Source organism: Streptomyces sp. CRCS-T-1 (genome assembly GCF_024442335.1).
Taxonomy (GTDB): domain Bacteria; phylum Actinomycetota; class Actinomycetes; order Streptomycetales; family Streptomycetaceae; genus Streptomyces; species Streptomyces koelreuteriae.
The window spans coordinates 3,458,709-3,474,515 of record NZ_CP101651.1 but is presented as its reverse complement, the minus strand read 5'-3'; the positions used below and the strand labels follow the sequence as shown (position 1 = coordinate 3,474,515).

The 15,807-nt window shown below is 71.1% G+C and carries 20 protein-coding genes; 11 read left to right on the top strand and 9 right to left on the bottom strand.

Features of this window, described 5'->3' with window-relative positions; translation table 11 throughout:
* Positions 1-4: 4 nt before the first annotated feature.
* On the bottom strand, positions 5-754 hold the full coding sequence (locus NNW99_RS15490; protein WP_321170414.1) for a tyrosine-protein phosphatase: 750 nt from the start codon (positions 752-754) through the stop codon (positions 5-7).
* Between the two features lie 73 nt (positions 755-827).
* Positions 828-1,607: an SDR family NAD(P)-dependent oxidoreductase gene (locus NNW99_RS15485; RefSeq protein ID WP_215119739.1), complete on the bottom strand. Its 780-nt coding sequence runs from the start codon at positions 1,605-1,607 to the stop codon at positions 828-830.
* Positions 1,608-1,789: 182 nt separating this feature from the next.
* Here NNW99_RS15485 and NNW99_RS15480 point away from each other — a divergent pair, with 182 nt between their 5' ends.
* Positions 1,790-2,227, top strand: coding sequence for an ester cyclase (locus NNW99_RS15480; protein ID WP_215119738.1), 438 nt, complete (start codon positions 1,790-1,792; stop codon positions 2,225-2,227).
* A gap of 20 nt (positions 2,228-2,247) precedes the next feature.
* On the opposite strand, the gene NNW99_RS15475 is transcribed toward NNW99_RS15480, so the two are convergent.
* Positions 2,248-2,583: a YnfA family protein gene (locus NNW99_RS15475; RefSeq protein WP_215119737.1), complete on the bottom strand. Its 336-nt coding sequence runs from the start codon at positions 2,581-2,583 to the stop codon at positions 2,248-2,250.
* Between the two features lie 113 nt (positions 2,584-2,696).
* A complete protein-coding gene (locus NNW99_RS15470) occupies positions 2,697-3,521 on the bottom strand; it encodes a helix-turn-helix domain-containing protein (RefSeq protein ID WP_215119736.1) in 825 nt (274 codons plus the stop codon).
* Between the two features lie 62 nt (positions 3,522-3,583).
* On the opposite strand from NNW99_RS15470, the gene NNW99_RS15465 reads away from it, so the two are divergent.
* From NNW99_RS15465 to NNW99_RS15450, 4 genes are all read left to right on the top strand, one after another.
* On the top strand, positions 3,584-4,252 hold the full coding sequence (locus tag NNW99_RS15465) for a TIGR03086 family metal-binding protein (protein WP_251057811.1): 669 nt from the start codon (positions 3,584-3,586) through the stop codon (positions 4,250-4,252).
* 22 nt (positions 4,253-4,274) lie between these two features.
* Positions 4,275-5,351, top strand: coding sequence for an LLM class flavin-dependent oxidoreductase (locus tag NNW99_RS15460; protein WP_215119735.1), 1,077 nt, complete (start codon positions 4,275-4,277; stop codon positions 5,349-5,351).
* 73 nt (positions 5,352-5,424) lie between these two features.
* Positions 5,425-6,204, top strand: coding sequence for a response regulator transcription factor (locus NNW99_RS15455; RefSeq protein WP_215119734.1), 780 nt, complete (start codon positions 5,425-5,427; stop codon positions 6,202-6,204).
* On the top strand, positions 6,205-7,641 hold the full coding sequence (locus tag NNW99_RS15450; RefSeq protein WP_215119733.1) for a HAMP domain-containing sensor histidine kinase: 1,437 nt from the start codon (positions 6,205-6,207) through the stop codon (positions 7,639-7,641).
* Positions 7,642-7,648: 7 nt separating this feature from the next.
* Here the strand turns inward: NNW99_RS15450 and NNW99_RS15445 are convergent, their stop codons facing one another.
* Together NNW99_RS15445 and NNW99_RS15440 are read right to left on the bottom strand one after the other, a co-directional pair.
* Complete coding sequence (locus tag NNW99_RS15445; RefSeq protein ID WP_215119732.1) at positions 7,649-8,233, bottom strand: antibiotic biosynthesis monooxygenase; 585 nt, start codon at positions 8,231-8,233, stop codon at positions 7,649-7,651.
* 157 nt (positions 8,234-8,390) lie between these two features.
* Positions 8,391-8,969, bottom strand: coding sequence for a GNAT family N-acetyltransferase (locus NNW99_RS15440; RefSeq protein WP_215119731.1), 579 nt, complete (start codon positions 8,967-8,969; stop codon positions 8,391-8,393).
* A gap of 44 nt (positions 8,970-9,013) precedes the next feature.
* Here NNW99_RS15440 and NNW99_RS15435 point away from each other — a divergent pair, with 44 nt between their 5' ends.
* The 3 genes from NNW99_RS15435 to NNW99_RS15425 all read left to right on the top strand — a co-directional run bounded on the left by NNW99_RS15435 (position 9,014) and on the right by NNW99_RS15425 (position 10,201).
* Positions 9,014-9,391 (top strand): VOC family protein, encoded by a 378-nt coding sequence (locus NNW99_RS15435; RefSeq protein WP_215119730.1) that lies wholly within the window; start codon positions 9,014-9,016, stop codon positions 9,389-9,391.
* Positions 9,392-9,491: 100 nt separating this feature from the next.
* The gene (locus NNW99_RS15430) at positions 9,492-9,662 is read left to right on the top strand and encodes a hydrophobic protein (protein ID WP_215119729.1); all 171 of its coding nucleotides are present in this window, start codon (positions 9,492-9,494) and stop codon (positions 9,660-9,662) included.
* Between the two features lie 47 nt (positions 9,663-9,709).
* A complete protein-coding gene (locus tag NNW99_RS15425) occupies positions 9,710-10,201 on the top strand; it encodes a hemerythrin domain-containing protein (RefSeq protein WP_215119728.1) in 492 nt (163 codons plus the stop codon).
* 132 nt (positions 10,202-10,333) lie between these two features.
* Here the strand turns inward: NNW99_RS15425 and NNW99_RS15420 are convergent, their stop codons facing one another.
* Entirely contained in the window at positions 10,334-11,302 is a 969-nt protein-coding gene (locus tag NNW99_RS15420; protein WP_215119727.1) for a LysR family transcriptional regulator, read from the bottom strand.
* Positions 11,303-11,474: 172 nt separating this feature from the next.
* Between NNW99_RS15420 and NNW99_RS15415 the strand changes: the two genes are divergently transcribed.
* Together NNW99_RS15415 and NNW99_RS15410 are read left to right on the top strand one after the other, a co-directional pair.
* Complete coding sequence (locus NNW99_RS15415; protein WP_215119726.1) at positions 11,475-12,596, top strand: PrpF domain-containing protein; 1,122 nt, start codon at positions 11,475-11,477, stop codon at positions 12,594-12,596.
* Between the two features lie 104 nt (positions 12,597-12,700).
* A complete protein-coding gene (locus NNW99_RS15410; RefSeq protein WP_251057810.1) occupies positions 12,701-13,954 on the top strand; it encodes an SLC13 family permease in 1,254 nt (417 codons plus the stop codon).
* A gap of 18 nt (positions 13,955-13,972) precedes the next feature.
* Here NNW99_RS15410 and NNW99_RS15405 read toward each other — a convergent pair whose 3' ends face one another.
* Positions 13,973-14,593: a dihydrofolate reductase family protein gene (locus tag NNW99_RS15405; protein ID WP_215119725.1), complete on the bottom strand. Its 621-nt coding sequence runs from the start codon at positions 14,591-14,593 to the stop codon at positions 13,973-13,975.
* 52 nt (positions 14,594-14,645) lie between these two features.
* Positions 14,646-15,035 carry a VOC family protein gene (locus NNW99_RS15400; RefSeq protein ID WP_215119724.1) on the bottom strand — a complete coding sequence of 130 codons (390 nt, stop codon included), beginning with the start codon at positions 15,033-15,035 and terminating at the stop codon, positions 14,646-14,648.
* Between the two features lie 110 nt (positions 15,036-15,145).
* Here NNW99_RS15400 and NNW99_RS15395 point away from each other — a divergent pair, with 110 nt between their 5' ends.
* Positions 15,146-15,799 (top strand): TetR/AcrR family transcriptional regulator, encoded by a 654-nt coding sequence (locus NNW99_RS15395; protein WP_215119723.1) that lies wholly within the window; start codon positions 15,146-15,148, stop codon positions 15,797-15,799.
* Positions 15,800-15,807 lie beyond the last annotated feature (8 nt).

Below are 15,807 nucleotides of genomic sequence, written 5' to 3'. Positions count from 1 at the left end.
CGGCTCACTCCAGCAGGCCCTCCCGGAGAGTCGCCGAGAGGGCCGACGCGTCCAGGTCCAGGGCGTTGGTCACATAGCCGGCTGTCGAGCCGTAGTGGGTCGTCAGGTCTGTCAGGAACAGGTGCATGACCTCGGCGGGGGCGCGGCCGTAGGACGGCCAGGTGGGGGAGCGGCCGTCGTTGTGGGATGTCCAGTCGGCGAGGAGGGCGGGGGCCGCCAGGTCCGTGAGGGCGAAGTCCTCGACGATGGCCGGGCGTGGGACTTCGAGGAGTTCCAGGACCAGGGCCGCGATCAGGCCCGTGCGGTCCTTGCCCGAGGCGCAGTGGAAGGCGAGAGGCTCGTCGGCCCGTGCCGCCTGTGTGATCAGTTCCAGGGCCCGGCGGATTTCCTTGGTGCCGTCCTGCGCCACTTCCATGTAGCGCTCGGCCAGGTAGGGGCCGGGGGCGATGTCGGGGGTGAGGGCCGCCTGGTCGTAGGGGCGGTGCTCGATGCTGAGGTTGTGGTACGTGAAGCTCGGGTCGTCCGGGACGCGGCCCCGGGAGTCGATCTCCCAGGGGTAGCGGAGGTCGATGACCGTGCGGATGCCTAGGGAGAGGAAGCGGGTCCAGTCGTCCGTGCCCCGGGTGAGCTTGCCCAGGGAGTCGGCGCGGTAGACCCGGGCCCGGCGGATGCGGTGGCCGTCCGCGGTGGTGTAGCCGCCTAAGTCGCGGAAGTTGTGCAGGTCGTCGAAGCGTATGTGTCTGTCGATGTCCACGAAGGGTGACCTTAAGGGCCACCCCGGCTCGGGGCCTGTGCTTTTCAGGGCCGTGGGAGTGTCCCCGCCGGTGTCACAGCTCCCGGTGGACCTTCGTGTTCGAGGCCTGGGCGCGGGGGCGCAGGACCAGGAGGTCCACGTTGACGTGGCTGGGGCGGGTGATGGCCCAGGTGATGGTGTCGGCGACATCGTCGGCGGTGAGGGGCTCGGCCACGCCCTCGTAGACCTTCTCGGCCTTGGCCGAGTCGCCGGAGAAGCGGGTCAGGGCGAACTCGTCCGTCTTGACCATGCCGGGGGCGATCTCGATGACGCGGACCGGGCGGCCGACGATCTCCAGGCGCAGGGTCTCGGCGAGGACGTGGGCGCCGTGCTTGGCGGCGACATAGCCCGCGCCGCCCTCGTAGGTGCCGTGGCCCGCGGTGGAGGAGACGACCACGACCGTGCCGTCGCCGCTCGCGTCCAGCTTGGGCAGCAGGGCCTGGGTGAGGTGGAGCGTGCCGATGACGTTCGTCTCGTACATCTGACGCCAGTCCGCCGGGTCGCCGGTCGCGACCGGGTCGGCGCCGAGCGCGCCGCCCGCGTTGTTGACCAGGACGCCGATGGTCTTGAAGGCCGTGGCGAACTCGTCGACCGCCGCGCGGTCCGTGACGTCCAGGGCGTAGGCCGTGGCCTGGTGGCCCGCCGCGTTGATCTCCTCCGCCAGTGCCTCGATGCGGTCCTTGCGGCGCGCGGTGAGGACGACGCGGTAGCCGGCCGCGGCGAGCTGCCGGGCGGTGGCGGCGCCGATTCCGCTGCTCGCACCCGTGACGACGGCGATGCGGGAGGCTGCGGGCGGTACGGCGGCGGTGGCCATGGGAGCTCCTCGGGCGTGAGTGGCGTGAGTGGCGTGGGTGCGGTGGGCGGGGTCGGCTGTGGCCTCAAGGCTTCCGGCTTCCGGCTTCCGGCTTCCGGCTTCCGGCCAGGATAGGCGGGGCCCCTGGTGGGAGAATGAGGGCGGGTGGTCCCTTGGTTTTCCGGCTGTACCGGAGGTGGATCATGGGCGAGGCACGTGAGGTCATGGACCGGCTCACGGACGCGATCACCACGCACGCCGATCTGAAGGCCATCGGCGAGCTGTACGCCGAGGACGCGGTCGCCTTCACACCCGACGAGGGCGAGCTGCACGGGCGTGACGACATCGTCGAGTACTGGCGGACGATGACGGAGGCCGTTCCCGACGGGGCGTTCCACGCGCTGCACTCCTACGAGGTGGGCGACACGGCCATCGACGAGGGGGTCTTCAGCGGGCGCAACACCGGGCCGCTGGAGCTGCCCAACGGTGAGACGCTGCCGCCGACGCAGAAGGAGATCAGGATCCGAGGGGTGGACATCGCCACCGTGCGGGACGGGCGGATCGTCGACTACCGGCTGTACTTCGACGAGATGGACTTCCTCGGGCAGTTGGGGTTGCTGCCGCCCGACGAGCCGTTCTGAGATCCCGCGCCCGGGGCCGGTCAGTCCCCTCGCGGGGCGTACATGATGACCGCCATGCCCGCGAGGCAGATCAGCGCGCCCGCGATGTCCCAGCGGTCCGGGCGGTAGCCGTCCGCGACCACGCCCCAGAGGATCGAACCGGCGACGAAGATCCCGCCGTACGCGGCGAGCACGCGGCCGAAGTGGGCGTCGGGCTGGAACGTCGCGACGAAGCCGTACGCGCCGAGCGCGAGGACGCCGCCGGCCGCCCACAGCCAGCCCCGGTTCTCGCGCACGCCCTGCCAGACCAGCCATGCGCCGCCGATCTCGAACAGGGCGGCGACGACGAAGAGGGCGGCGGAGCGGAGCACGAACATGGTCGTCAGCTTCGCATGCCCTCGCCCGGGCGCTCCGCGTCAGGGCGGGACGGCTCCCGGGCCGGCGCACGCTCCCTCCGTCCGCTTCCGCGCCGGTACGTCGGCTGCAGCACCTATCGCCCGGCCCGGGCCTCCGCCGCGTACGCCGTGGGAGGGACTCCCACCGTGGCCGTGAAGTCCCGCACGAGGTGGGCCTGGTCGGCGTAGCCGAGGTCGGCGGCGAGGGTGGCCCAGTCGATGTCGTCGTGGCCGGCGGCCTGTTCCAGGGCCTCGTGGATGCGGTAGCGCAGGAGGACCCACTTGGGGCTGACGCCGACGTGGGTGGAGAAGAGCCGTTGCAGGGCCCGTACCGACAGGCCCTGGGCGTGGGCGAAGTCGCCGACGCGGCGTACGGCGCGGTCCGCGCGGATGCGTGCGACGAGGTCGGTCGCGAGGTCCGCCTGCGGGTCCGGGGTGCGGGGCAGGGCGAGCAGGAAGGCGTCGAGGGCGGCGACCCGGGCGGCGTCGTCGGAGGGGGTGACGACCTCGCGGGCGGTGTCGGCGGTGACCTGCGGGAACACCTCCTGGGCGGGCAGGGCGACGCCCGTCCAGCGGGAGACCGGCTCCTCGGGGGCGTACGGCCGGAAGCCGCCGGGGCGGAACTTCGCCCCGCAGACCCGGCCCCGACCGGTCAGCTTCCTGGTGTAGAGGCCGAGCGCGACGCCGGTGACCTCGCCGTAGGGCGGGCCCTCGTCCTCGTCCCACTGGAAGGTGAGGTTGACGGAGGGGTGCGGGACGACGTGGGAGGCGTACGGCTCGGGCAGGTCCCAGTCGATGAGCCAGTACCACTCGACGTAGCGGCGCAGCGGCTCGGCGGGCTCGTGGCGGCGGAAGCGCACGCGGTTCAGCAGCCCGGACGGGTCGACGATCCCGCGGGTGTCGTGGCGGGGTGCCTCCATGGCCGGATCGTACGTCGCGTTTCTTCAAGATGGGCGGTCGTGGCCGTACCTACGGTCAGAACATGGACACGAGCATGGACATGAACCCTGTGAGGACGTACCGCGTCGGTGAGCTGCTGGGCATGGCCCGGGAGCGGGCGGTGCCGGTGGTGCGGGGCATTCCCGACGCGGCGCTCGCCGCGCCCACGCCCTGTGCCGAGTACGACGTGCGCGCGCTGGTCGATCACCTCTTCCAGGTGATCGTGCAGTTCCAGCGGCTGGCCGCGAAGGAGGCGTCGGACTTCGGTGAGGCGCCCGAACCCGTCGCCGGGAGTCCCGAGTGGCGTGAGCGGTTCGCCCGGGAGGCGGACCGGCTGGTGGCGGCCTGGTCGGCGCCGGGGGCCGAGGACGGCACGACGGGCGCGATGAACATGCCGGCGCGGCTGGTCGGCTCGATGGCGCTGCTCGATCTGACGGTGCATGTGTGGGACCTGGCGCGGGCGACGGGCCAGGAGTACCCGGGTGCCGACGAGGCGGTCGTGGCGGAGCTGTCCGGCGCGGTGGACGAGCTGGCACCCACGGCCAGGAAGATGGGGGTGTTCGGGGAGCCGGTGCCGGTGGCGGAGGGGGCCTCGGCCTTCGAGCGGCTGCTCGGGCGGACCGGCCGGGACCCCTCCTGGAATACCCCCGCGCCCGCTTCCCGGAATGCCACCGAGCCCGCCGTCGTTCCCCCGGGTACTGTTGAAGGGTAAACAACCTGGAGGGTGAGCGACCATGCAGTTCGGGATCTTCAGTGTCGGCGACGTCACGCCCGACCCCACCACGGGCCGGACCCCGACCGAGCGCGAGCGGATCAAGGCCATGGTCGCCATCGCCCTCAAGGCGGAGGAGGCCGGGCTCGACGTCTTCGCGACCGGCGAGCACCACAACCCGCCCTTCGTGCCGTCCTCCCCGACCACGATGCTCGGCTACATCGCCGCCCGCACCGAGCGGCTGGTCCTCTCCACGGCCACCACCCTCATCACCACCAGCGACCCGGTGAAGATCGCCGAGGACTTCGCGATGCTCCAGCACCTGGCCGACGGCAGGGTGGATCTGATGCTGGGCCGCGGGAACACCGCGCCGGTCTACCCCTGGTTCGGGCAGGACATCCGGCAGGGCATCCCGCTCGCCGTCGAGAACTACGCCCTGCTGCACCGCCTGTGGCGCGAGGAGGGCGTCGACTGGGAGGGGAAGTTCCGTACGCCGCTGGAGGGCTTCACGGCGACGCCCCGGCCGCTGGACGGTGTACCGCCGTTCGTCTGGCACGGGTCGATCCGCTCGCCGGAGATCGCCGAGCAGGCCGCGTTCTACGGCGACGGCTTCTTCCACAACAACATCTTCTGGCCGGCCGACCACACCAAGCGCATGGTCGAGCTGTACCGGGCCCGGTACGCGCACTACGGGCACGGCACGCCCGAGCAGGCGATCGTCGGGCTCGGCGGGCATGTGTTCATGCGGCGGAACTCGCAGGACGCGGTGCGCGAGTTCCGGCCGTACTTCGACGTCGCCCCGGTGTACGGGCACGGGCCGTCGCTGGAGGACTTCACGGCGCAGACGCCGCTGACCGTCGGCACCCCGCAGCAGGTCATCGAGAAGACGCTGGCCTTCCGCGAGTACGCCGGTGACTACCAGCGCCAGCTCTTCCTGGTCGACCACGCCGGGCTGCCGCTGAAGACCGTGCTGGAGCAGATCGATCTGCTGGGCGAGGAGGTCGTACCGGTGCTGCGCAAGGAGTTCGCCGTGGGCCGCCCGGCGGATGTGCCGGACGCGCCGACGCACGCGGCCCGGCTGGCTCGGGCGCGGGGGTGAGAGGGGAGTAAGAAGGACGCCCCGGCGCGGCGCATCCGGTCCTGGGGAGCCGGTCGCCAGGCACACTGGACGCGTGCCCCACACCGTGCTGCTCGCCGAAGACGACCGCGCCATCCGCAACGCCCTGGAGCGCGCCCTGACCCTGGAGGGTTACCAGGTCATGGCGGTCGCCGACGGTGTCGAGGCACTGGCGCAGGCCCACCGCAACCGCCCGGACGTGCTCGTCCTGGACGTGATGATGCCCGGCATCGACGGGCTCCAGGTGTGCCGGGTGCTGCGCGCCGAGGGCGACCGGACGCCGGTGCTGATACTGACGGCCCTCGTGGAGACCGCCGACCGGATCGCCGGGCTGGACGCGGGCGCCGACGACTACGTGGTGAAGCCCTTCGACGTGGAGGAGGTCTTCGCCCGGCTGCGCGCGCTGCTGCGCCGCACCAGCCCGGTGGGCGTGGGTGACCCCATCGGCGGCGCACCGGCCGGGGGCGCACAGGTCGGCAGCGCACCTGCCGGCAGCCCGCCCGTGCCCGAGGCGCCCAGGCAGCAGCTCCCCGAGCGGTTCATCGAGGCCGCCGGCATCCGCATGGACCCGCAGGCGCGCCGGGCCTGGCGGGGCGCGCGCGAGCTGGAGCTGACCCGCACCGAGTTCGAGCTGCTGGAGCTGCTGGTACGCAACGCGGGGATCGTCCTCGACCACTCGACGATCTACGACCGTATCTGGGGCTACGACTTCGGCCCCGGCTCGAAGAATCTCGCCGTCTACGTCGGCTATCTGCGCCGCAAGCTCGACGATCCGGACGGGCCGCAGCTGATCCACACGGTGCGGGGCGTGGGTTACGTGCTGCGGGAGGACTGAGTGGGCCGCCTCCGCCGACTCCTGAGTGGGCGGCGGCCGAAGCTGGCCTCGCTGCGTACGACGCTGGCGGTGTCGTTCGCGGCGGTGACCGCGGCCGTGACGGTCCTGGTCGGCATCCTGTCGTACAGCGCCGCGGCCCGGCTGGTGCGGGTGGACCAGCAGACGGTGTTCGACGAGGTCGTGCAGGACCTGCGGGACGAGGTCCGGGAGAACCGGATGACGCCGGAGGACTTCTCCTCCGCCGCACCGGGCCATGACCTGGTGCGGCCCGCCCGTACCGATGTGCAGGTGCTCGGCCCGGACGGAAGTGTCGTCGACCGGGGCAGTCCGGGACTGCCGGTGACCGGGGCCGATGTGCGGATCGCCGCCGCGTCGCTGTCCGGGCGGGTCGCCGAGCACAAGGACGTCGACGTGGGCGACGACGTCTACCGCGTCGCGACGGTCTCCCTCGGCGGCGGGCGGGGCGCGGTGCAGGTCGCGCAGGAGTTCAGCGACGTCGAGGACCTGCTGCGGGCGCTTCAGCGGCGGACGCTGCTGCTGATGGCGGCCGTCGTGATCGCCGCCGGGCTGCTCGGCTGGTGGCTCGCCCGGCGCATCACACGGCGCCTGGTCGTTCTGACCGACGCCGCCGAGGACGTGGCCCGGACCCGCCGGCTGGGCATCCAGGTGCCGGTCGCCGGCCATGACGAGGTGGGCCGGCTGGGCCGGGCCTTCGACCGCATGCTGGGGCGGCTCGCGCAGTCCGAGGAAGACCAGCGCCGACTGGTCCAGGACGCGGGCCATGAGCTGCGCACACCGCTCACCTCACTCCGTACGAACATCTCGATGCTCCGCCGGATCGACGAGCTGCCCCCGGAGACCAGGGAGGAACTGGTCGCCGACCTCGGCCAGGAGGCCCGTGAGCTGACCGACCTGGTCAACGAGCTGGTCGACCTCGCGGCCGGGCAGTCCGACACCGAGCCGCAGCGGCGGGTGGACGTCGCCGACCTCGCGGAGGAGGTGGCGGGCCTGGCCCGGCGCCGCAGCGGCCGGGAGATCACGCTTCGCGCGAGCGGCGACACCACGACCGACGGGCGGCCCGGGATGCTGAACCGGGCGCTGTCCAACCTCGTCGAGAACGCCGTGAAGTTCGACCAGCGCGGCACGGCCCCGATCGAGATCGTCGTCGCCGGTCCCGCCCGGCCCGGCACGATCCGCGTCGAGGTCCTCGACCGGGGCCCCGGCATCACCGACCACGACCTCGCCCGCGTCTTCGACCGCTTCTACCGCGCCGCCGACGCCCGTTCCCTGCCGGGCTCGGGCCTCGGCCTGTCCATCGTCCGCGAGGTGGCTCTCGCGCACGGGGGTGCGCCGTTCGCGGTGCGGCGGGAGGGGGGCGGGACGGCGATCGGGTTCACGGTGGGCGGGGGGATCGTGGGCGGCCAGGGCGAGGGGTGAGCAGGCCTCAGCGCAGCGTGCGACGCAGGTGGAACCGGCCCCCGCGCGTGAGCCGCACCCCGGGCGTCCCCGAGAACAGCTCGTGCGCCTTGTCATGACCCCCGGCCTCGGCGGCCTCCTGGTGGGCCTCGGCGCTGGTCCACTCCGTGTACAGCAGGACCCGGCTGCCGTCGACGCTGTGCAGGAAGTGAGCCGAGATCGCCCCGGGGTGGCCGCCTTCGCGTGGCTGGGCGGCGATCACCACGTCGGTGAAGGAGCGCTGCCGCTCGGGCCCGTCGACGTCGAAGGCGGCGGCGACGAGACAGCCCGGGACGCGTGTCTCGTGCTCCTCGGTGAGGCTGCGGTAGAGCCGGTAGCGGGGCGGACCGGCAGGCGGAACCGCGGTGTCGTCGGCCCACTGGGCGAGCGTCAGCACCGTCTCCCCGTCCGTGCCGAGGAACCAGCTCACATCGGCGAGCCCGGTGGGCGGGGACGCGAGTGAGTCGAACTCGGCGTCCACGAATGCTTGTTGCCGGTCCGGGCCGTCGGCGTACAGCGTGCCGATCACCAAGGTGCCGGGGACGGTCAGGTCCGGGAAGGAGGCGGAGGGCACGGGCGGAACTCCTTCATGGCAGCGAGCGGAACCGTGATCGTGCCCGAGTGCGGCCGGGAGCGGTCAACTGCTTTTCACCGGCGGCCTACACCTCCAGCCACACCGATCGGGGCTCGAAGGCCCCCAAGTGCGTGGAGGACTGAGCGGGTTCGCTCGGCTACACGGCGGGACGTGGTCCGATGCTGCCCTGCCATCGAATCTCGCCGTCGTGCCATTCATCGGTCGGCGCGAGCCCGGCGGCGGTGGCCACGGCGGCGGATGCCCGATGGTCGGGGTGGATGTGGGCGACGACCGTGTGCACGGACTGCTCACCGAGCCGGGTGACCAGCCCCCGGGCCGCTTCGGTGGCGATGCCACGCCCCTGCCACGGGGTCCCCACCACCCAGGCGATCTCGGCGACGAGGCCGCGGTCGGAGGGGCCGACAGCCGAGGGCCCGACAGTCGAGGGCCCGACAGTCGAGGGCCCGACCGTCGCCTGGACCGTGCCCGTCAGACAGGACGGCTCACGCAGCCGGATGACCCAGTTCAGCCAGGAGACGGCCGGGTCGGGAGAGCCGGCGGTCATACGCCGGTAGCGCGAGCGCAGTCCGGCCAGGGTGTCCGGCTCGCCGCCGATGTAGGCGTGCAGGGCCGGATCGGCCAGCACACCGGCCATCTCCTCGGCATGCTCGACCCGCAGCGGCAGCAGATCCAGCCGCGGGGTACTGATGGCCCGGGCCACGAGCTCTTCACGCATCAGATCCACCCTCCGCTACTGCCGCTACTGCCTAAGATCAGCCCGTGATCGCTGACCTGCAGTGTGTGGTGCTGGACTGTACCGAGCCGAGGGAACTCGCCGAGTTCTACCAGGCATTGCTCGGCGGAGCCGTGAATCAACAGGACCGGCGATGGGCCGTCGGCGACGACTGGGCGACCCTGCACACACCGTCGGGGCTCGTCCTCGCCTTCCAGCGGGTGGCCGACTACCTGCCGCCGCAGTGGCCGGGCTCGGCCCGGCCCCAGCAGTTCCATCTGGACTTCGGTGTCGCGGACCTGGACCGAGCCCAGGAACAGGTGCTGGCCCTGGGGGCGAGGCTGCTGGACGAGGGTTCCGACGGGCGGGGCTGGCGGGTCTGCGCCGATCCCGCCGGGCATCCGTTCTGCCTCGTCCGGCACTGAAACCCCATTGAAATGCCCCGGCTTTCCTTTCATAAACAAGGAGTTATTCGGGAATGGCGGTGAAGGCGCTGGGCACACGGAGGTCAGGAGGTTGATAACTATGGTTCCCCTGCTTCTCGTTCTGCTTCTCGCGGTGATCCTTTTCGGCGCCGGATTCGCCGTCAAGATTCTTTGGTGGGTGGCTGTCGCCGTCCTGGTTCTCTGGCTGCTCGGCTTCGTCATGCGCTCCACCAACGCCGGTGGCGGCCGCGGCCGTTGGTACCGATGGTGAGCTGACCCCGCGTACGCATTCCTTCGTAAGAAAGTGATGCCCGTTCCATGGCAGAGACACGAGACGTCGTCGAACTCATTCTCCAGGATCACAGAAGAATGGAGGATCTTTTCCACCGTATGCGCAGCGTGGAAGCCGACCGGGCAGCCGCCCTGCGGGAGTTCGCCGATCTGCTGGTCGCCCACGCGCTGGCGGAGGAAACGAAGGTGTACCCCGCCCTCAAGCGCTACGAGAACATCGACGACGACGAGCTCGACCACGGCGAGGAGGAGCACGAGGAAGGCAACCAGGCCCTTCTCGACCTCCTGGAGGTCGACGAGGTCGGCTCCGCCGAGTGGGACGAGAAGCTGGAAGAGCTCGTGAAGGCCATCACCCACCACACCGACGAGGAAGAGCGCACCATCCTCAACGGAGCACGCGAGAACGTCGCCATGGATCGTCGGGAAGAGCTGGGCGGCGCGTTCCTGGAAGAACGGGCGCGCCGCCTGAAGGAGAGCCCCGGCGCCGCGGACAACGTGCGCCGCCTCGTCAGCTCCTGAGCACAGCCCGCCGGGGCCACACACCCCCGGACATGATGAGAAAAGGCCTGTCCCGTGCGGCATCCGGGGCAGGCCTTTCCTGTCGGGCCAACGTCGTTCCCCGACGACTACGGTGACGTCCTGGCGGCCAGGTCAGGCGCGCCCGTGCCCGCCCCTTCGCACCGCGCCGAGCTGGGTGCGGTCCAGGTCGGCCCCGGTGAACTTCTGTGCCACGGCGCGCAGGACGTCGGCCATGGCCCGGGCGGGCGGTGTGGCTTCGCGTGACGCGGCGCGGGCGAGCAGGATGCGGCGGGTGGGGGCGGGTACGTCGGATCCGAACGGCAGCAGGCGGACGTCACTGCGGCGGCTGGTGAGGGCGAGCCGCGGCGCGAGGGAGATACCGAGGCCGGCGGCGACCATGGCCTGCGCTTCCTGGTAGTCGTGTGAGGCGTAGGCGATGCGGGGTTCGAACCCGGCCCGGTGGCAGCTGCGGCGCAGCACGTCGGCGACGGGGTGGTTGTCGGCGCGGGTGATCCACTCCTGGTCGGCGAGATCGCTGAGGCGCAGCGAGGGCAGGGTGCGCAGCGGGGAGTCGGCGGGGACGACCAGCACGGTGGGGTCGTCGAGCAGGTGCGTGAGGGCCAGGGCGTCGTCGTTGACGCGGTTCCACTCGTAGTCCCAGAGCAGCGCCTGCTCGACCTCTCCCGTGTGCAGCATCTCGCGCAACTGGTCGAGGACCCCGGCGCGTACGACGGTCCGCACACCGGGGTGGCGGCGGCTGAACCGGGTGAGGGCGAGCGGCAGCAGCGAGGCGCTGGCGGTGGGGAACGAGCCGAGCCTGAGCGTGCCCTGGTCCAGGTCGGCGAAGGCGTCCAAGTCGGCTTCCGCTGCTCGTAGTTCGCGTCGGATGGCCTGACCGCGCTCGGCCAGCGCGGCGCCCGCGGCGGTGGTGCGGATGCCGCGTGGCAACCGTTCGACGAGGGGCTGTCCGGCTTCCCGTTCCAGCTGGGACATCTGCTGGGAAGCGGCTGATGTGGTCATGCCCAGCGCCTCCGCGGCGGCGGTGAGCGAGCCGCGCTCGGCGGCCTCGGTGAGCAGCAGCAGGCGACGCACGTTGAGCATGCCTGCGAGTTTAGCCACGCTTAACCGAGGTGAAGAAAACTGCCATTGTGCCCAAGTCTTGCGGCTGCGAAGGTCTTCGCATTCGCCGGAGCGGTTCACCGGGACGCAACGCACCCGTAACCGTCCGCCCCGGCCTTCCCCTTCCGTCTGTGAACCAGGAAGAGCCTCAGCCGTGCACATTCCCGCGACCTTGGTCCGTGGTGGCACCAGCAAATGCTGGTTGTTCAGTCAGGTCCATGTCCCCACCGAACGCGGTGCGCTGGAGAAACTCCTGGTCGCCGCGTACGGCTCCACCGACCCCGTGGAACTGGACGGGGTGGGCGGAGCGACACCGACCACCTCCAAGGCGGCCGTCGTCGGCGTTTCCCCCACGCCCGGTGTGGACGTCGACTACCTGTTCGCGCAGGTCGGCATCGGCACCGGCACGATCGAGTGGACCAGCAACTGCGGAAACTGCGCCACCGGCATCGCCTTGTACGCCGTCGCCAAGGGTCTGGTGCCGATCAGCGGTGACCTGACGCGCGTGGTGATGCGCAACAGCAACACCGGCGCCGTCCTGGAAGGGGTGGTGGACACCACCGGCGGCGTGGTGCGTCACTTCGGCGACCAGACCGTGCCCGGCACCCGGGCGGGCGGCGTGGCGGTCGGGCTCACCTTCCTGAGCCCGGCCGGCGGCACCACCGGCTCCCTGCTGCCCACCGGACGGGCAACCGAGGAACTGCGGCTCGGCACCGGGGAGCCGCAGCAGGTGACCATGGTGGACGCGGGCGCCCCCGTGGTCCTCGTGGACGCCCCGGGCGCCGGCCGCTCCGGTGCCGAGTCCCTGGACCAGGTCCGTGCCGACGTGCCCTGGCTGCGCACGGTCCGCCACACCGCCGCGCCGCTGATGGGACTGCTCACCCCGGGCCAGGAGCCCGGTGACGCGGTGCCCAAGGTCGGCCTGATCGGCCCCCCGGTGCCGTACACCACCACGCTGGGCGAGCAGCTCACCGCCGAGGACTACGACGTCTCGGTCCGCATGCTCACCATGAACGCCCCCCACCCGGCGATCGGCCTCACCTCCGCGGTCGCCGTCGCGGCCGCGGGCCTGCTGAAGGACACCGTGGTGTCCCGGGCCGCGGGCGGGCCGACCGGTGAGTGGCTGCGCCTGGGCACCCCCGCCGGTGTCGTGGCCGTCCGCTGCTCGGACCTGCGCGACGGCGTCCCCGACCGCGTCACCGTGCAGCGGGCGGCCCGGCTGCTCGCCGACGCACGTATCTACGTACCGGAGTCAGGGGCGCGCGACGCCGCCTGAACCGGGATGAATCTCCCCGGACGGTCCCCCCAGCCGTCGCCCCGGGGCAGCCCCGCGCCCCCGGGGCGCGCTCTCCCGTCCCCTCCCCGCACCAAGGAACAAAGATGTCTCCTGAAGTGATCTCCATAGGCGCACTGCTGGTGATGTTCGTGGTCGGCACCGTGCTCCCGATCAATCTGGGCATTCTCGCCTTCGTCGCGACCTTCACCGTCGGAACCGCCTCGCTCGGCCTCACCGAGGACGAGATCTTCGAGGGCTTCCCGGTGAAGCTGTTCGTGACGATCGTGGGCGTCACCTACCTGTTCTCCGTCGCCCGCCGCAACGGCACCATCGATCTGCTCGTCGCGGCGGGAGTACGGCTGGTGCGCGGGAAGGTCGCGCTCATCCCCTGGGTGCTGTTCCTGGTCGCCGCGCTGCTGACGGCGTTCGGCACCTTCACCCCCGCCGCCGTGGCGATCCTTGTGCCGATCGCGATGAACTTCGCCTACCGCTACAAGCTGAACCCGCTCGTGGTCGGCATGATGGTGATCAGCGGCGGCCACGCCGGAGCGTTCTCCCCGCTCGCCGTCTCCGGTGCGCTGGTGCTCGGCATGGTCGACAAGACGGACCTGCACGTCTCGCCGGTCGCGCTGTTCACCGCCAGTTTCGTGATCAACCTGCTGCTGTCGCTCCTGACGTACGTCCTGCTGGCCAAACGCCCGGTCCCGCTGCTCGACCAGGACGAGACGGCGGACGAGGACGAGGACCCCGCCGCCTCCGGCAGGCCCGACTGGCGGCAGTGGCTGACCCTCGCCTGTCTGCTCGGCCTCGTCGTGGGCGCGCTCGGCTTCCAGCTGGAGATCGGCTTCCTGGCCCTGGTCGCGGGTGCCCTGCTGGCGCTGGTCGACATGAAGAGGCAGGAGAAGGCCGTCGACGGCATCAGCTGGGCCACGCTGCTGCTGGTCGCGGGCATGATGACGTACATCGCCATGCTGGAGAAGGCCGGGGTGATCGAGGAGATCTCCGAGCACGCCGCCGGCCTGGGCGCACCGCTCGTCGTCGCCCTGCTCCTGTGCTTCACCGTGGCCGTCACCTCGGCGTTCGCCTCCTCCACCGCGATCCTCACCGCGATCATCCCCATCGCCGTGCCGCTGCTGCTCTCCAGCCACCTCAGCGCCGCCGGGCTGATCGCCGCCCTCGCCGTGTCCACCACCATCGTCGACACCTCCCCCTTCTCCACCAACGGCGCCCTCGTCCTGGCCAACGCCCGCGGCGTCGACGCCCGCCGCTTCTACCGTCAGGTCATCGGCTACACCGGCGGCATCGTGGCCCTCGGCCCCGTCGTCGCCTGGGGTGCGCTGGTCCTGCCCTGGTCATAGGCAGGGGCTCGGCCGACCTCAGTTCCCGGCGGCCGGGGTGTCGGGGCCGGTGGCGCGTGCGTAGGTGACGAAGGCCGCGCCGCTGTCGAGCACGGTGTGGCCGGTGAGCTCCCAACCGCGCGGATCGAAGGCGGTCTGGTGGGAGAAGAGCGGGATCCCGGCGCCGATGGTCAGCGGTGCCATCTTGAGGATGAGCTCGTCGATCTCGCCGTACAGGGCACCGGCCAGCTCCCCGCCGCCGATCAGCCAGATGTCCTTGCCGTCCTCCTGCTTCAACTCCCGCACCTTCTCCACGGGGTCACCGGCGACCAGTTCGACGGCCGGGTCCGGGCTCTCGGTGAGGGTCCGGGAGAAGACCAGGTGACGCAGGTGGGGGTAGGCATCGGTGATACCGGCCTTCAGACCGATCTCGTAGGTGCGGCGCCCCTCCACGACGGTGTCGAAGTGCGTGCCCCGCGCGGTGACGGACAGCGCCGCCCGGGCGGGGGCGGGCAAGGTCTCCGGATACTCCGTCACCAGGTGCTTGATGTAGTCCTCGGGGATCGGCCAGAAGCCGTCCGGGCCGGAGGGATCGGCGCCGTCCGGGCCCGCGATGAAACCGTCCAGCGTGGTGGCGATGTAGTACACGAGCTTTCGCATGCGGTGCTCTCTCTTCTCGGTCTGCACGATCCGGTCGTACGGCGCCGGGGGATCAGGAGTGGTCCGGAGTGATCCACTCGACGAACTGGACGACGACCCCGTTGGGGTCGGTGACCTGGAACAGGCGTTCCCCCCACGGCTCTTCACGCAACGGCATCGTGATGTCGACGCCCTCGGAACGCAGCCGCTTCTCCTCGGCGTCGAGGCCGGTGAGGGTGAAGGCGAGGATCAGTCCACCGGCGTGCCGGTCGCGCTGGTCGGGCGGCAGGACGTCGATGCCCCGCCGGAGCAGGACGATGTCGACGGCGGCATCGTCCCGGGTCAGGGAGACGAATCCTTCGGCCGCGGCCTGTTCCCGGTAGCCGAGGTGCTCGGTGAAGAAGTCGCGGGAGGCCGCGATGTCTTCGACCGTGAGGGAGACGGTGGAGGCGGTGATCCTCAAGAGGGGCTCCTCATCCAGGCTGCTCGGAATAATCTTACGCCGGTAGTAACATTACTTCCGTGCGATCGACGCCGTAAACATATTTTTACTACCGAGGTAAGATTCTCCTCATGGAGACGACGCCGAACGCCGCAGCGAGTGCGCTGGGTCTGCGGGAGACGAAGAAGCAGGAGACGCGACAGCTGATCTCCGACCATGCGACACGGCTCTTCATCGAGCAGGGCTTCGAGCACACCACCATCGCCGAGATCGCGGCGGCAGCCCGCGTCGCGAAGAAGACGGTGACCAACTACTTCGCGCGCAAAGAGGACTTGGCCCTCGACCACCAGGAAGAGTTCAGCGCCACGCTGGCGCACGCCGTGACCTCCCGCCACCCGGGGGAGTCCGCCCTCGCGGCACTTCGCCGCGCTTTCGAAACCGCCGTCGCCGCGCAGGACCCCGTCGCCGGATTCGCCGGCCCGGACTTCTCCCGCATGATCACCGACAGCCCCACCCTGTCGGCCTGCCTCCGCACCCTGCACGACCAGCGCGAACAGGCACTGGCCGAGGCCCTCGCCGACGCCGCCGGCACCCAGCCGGACGACATCACCGCCCGCACGATCGCCGGCCTGCTCGGCGCCGTCCACCGCGTCCTGTTCCAACGCATCCAGAACCTGACCCTGGCCGGCCACACCAACGACGAGATCGCCACGACCATCGCGAAGGAGGCGGCCCGCGCCTTCGACCTCCTCGAACCGGCGATCGGCGATTACGCGATCGCCTGAAGGAACCG

Excerpts from the sequence above, each read along its gene's own strand:
- NNW99_RS15485 (WP_215119739.1), bottom strand. The coding sequence starts at position 1,607 with ATGGCCACCGCCGCCGTACCGCCCGCAGCCTCCCGCATCGCCGTCGTC.
- NNW99_RS15425 (WP_215119728.1), top strand. The coding sequence starts at position 9,710 with ATGGCAGAGACACGAGACGTCGTCGAACTCATTCTCCAGGATCACAGA.
- NNW99_RS15410 (WP_251057810.1), top strand. The coding sequence starts at position 12,701 with ATGTCTCCTGAAGTGATCTCCATAGGCGCACTGCTGGTGATGTTCGTG.
- NNW99_RS15405 (WP_215119725.1), bottom strand. The coding sequence starts at position 14,593 with ATGCGAAAGCTCGTGTACTACATCGCCACCACGCTGGACGGTTTCATC.
- NNW99_RS15430 (WP_215119729.1), top strand. The coding sequence starts at position 9,492 with ATGGTTCCCCTGCTTCTCGTTCTGCTTCTCGCGGTGATCCTTTTCGGC.
- NNW99_RS15420 (WP_215119727.1), bottom strand. The coding sequence starts at position 11,302 with ATGCTCAACGTGCGTCGCCTGCTGCTGCTCACCGAGGCCGCCGAGCGC.
- NNW99_RS15480 (WP_215119738.1), top strand. The coding sequence starts at position 1,790 with ATGGGCGAGGCACGTGAGGTCATGGACCGGCTCACGGACGCGATCACC.
- NNW99_RS15395 (WP_215119723.1), top strand. The coding sequence starts at position 15,146 with ATGGAGACGACGCCGAACGCCGCAGCGAGTGCGCTGGGTCTGCGGGAG.
- NNW99_RS15460 (WP_215119735.1), top strand. The coding sequence starts at position 4,275 with ATGCAGTTCGGGATCTTCAGTGTCGGCGACGTCACGCCCGACCCCACC.
- NNW99_RS15465 (WP_251057811.1), top strand. The coding sequence starts at position 3,584 with ATGGACACGAGCATGGACATGAACCCTGTGAGGACGTACCGCGTCGGT.
- NNW99_RS15470 (WP_215119736.1), bottom strand. The coding sequence starts at position 3,521 with ATGGAGGCACCCCGCCACGACACCCGCGGGATCGTCGACCCGTCCGGG.
- NNW99_RS15475 (WP_215119737.1), bottom strand. The coding sequence starts at position 2,583 with ATGTTCGTGCTCCGCTCCGCCGCCCTCTTCGTCGTCGCCGCCCTGTTC.
- NNW99_RS15440 (WP_215119731.1), bottom strand. The coding sequence starts at position 8,969 with ATGCGTGAAGAGCTCGTGGCCCGGGCCATCAGTACCCCGCGGCTGGAT.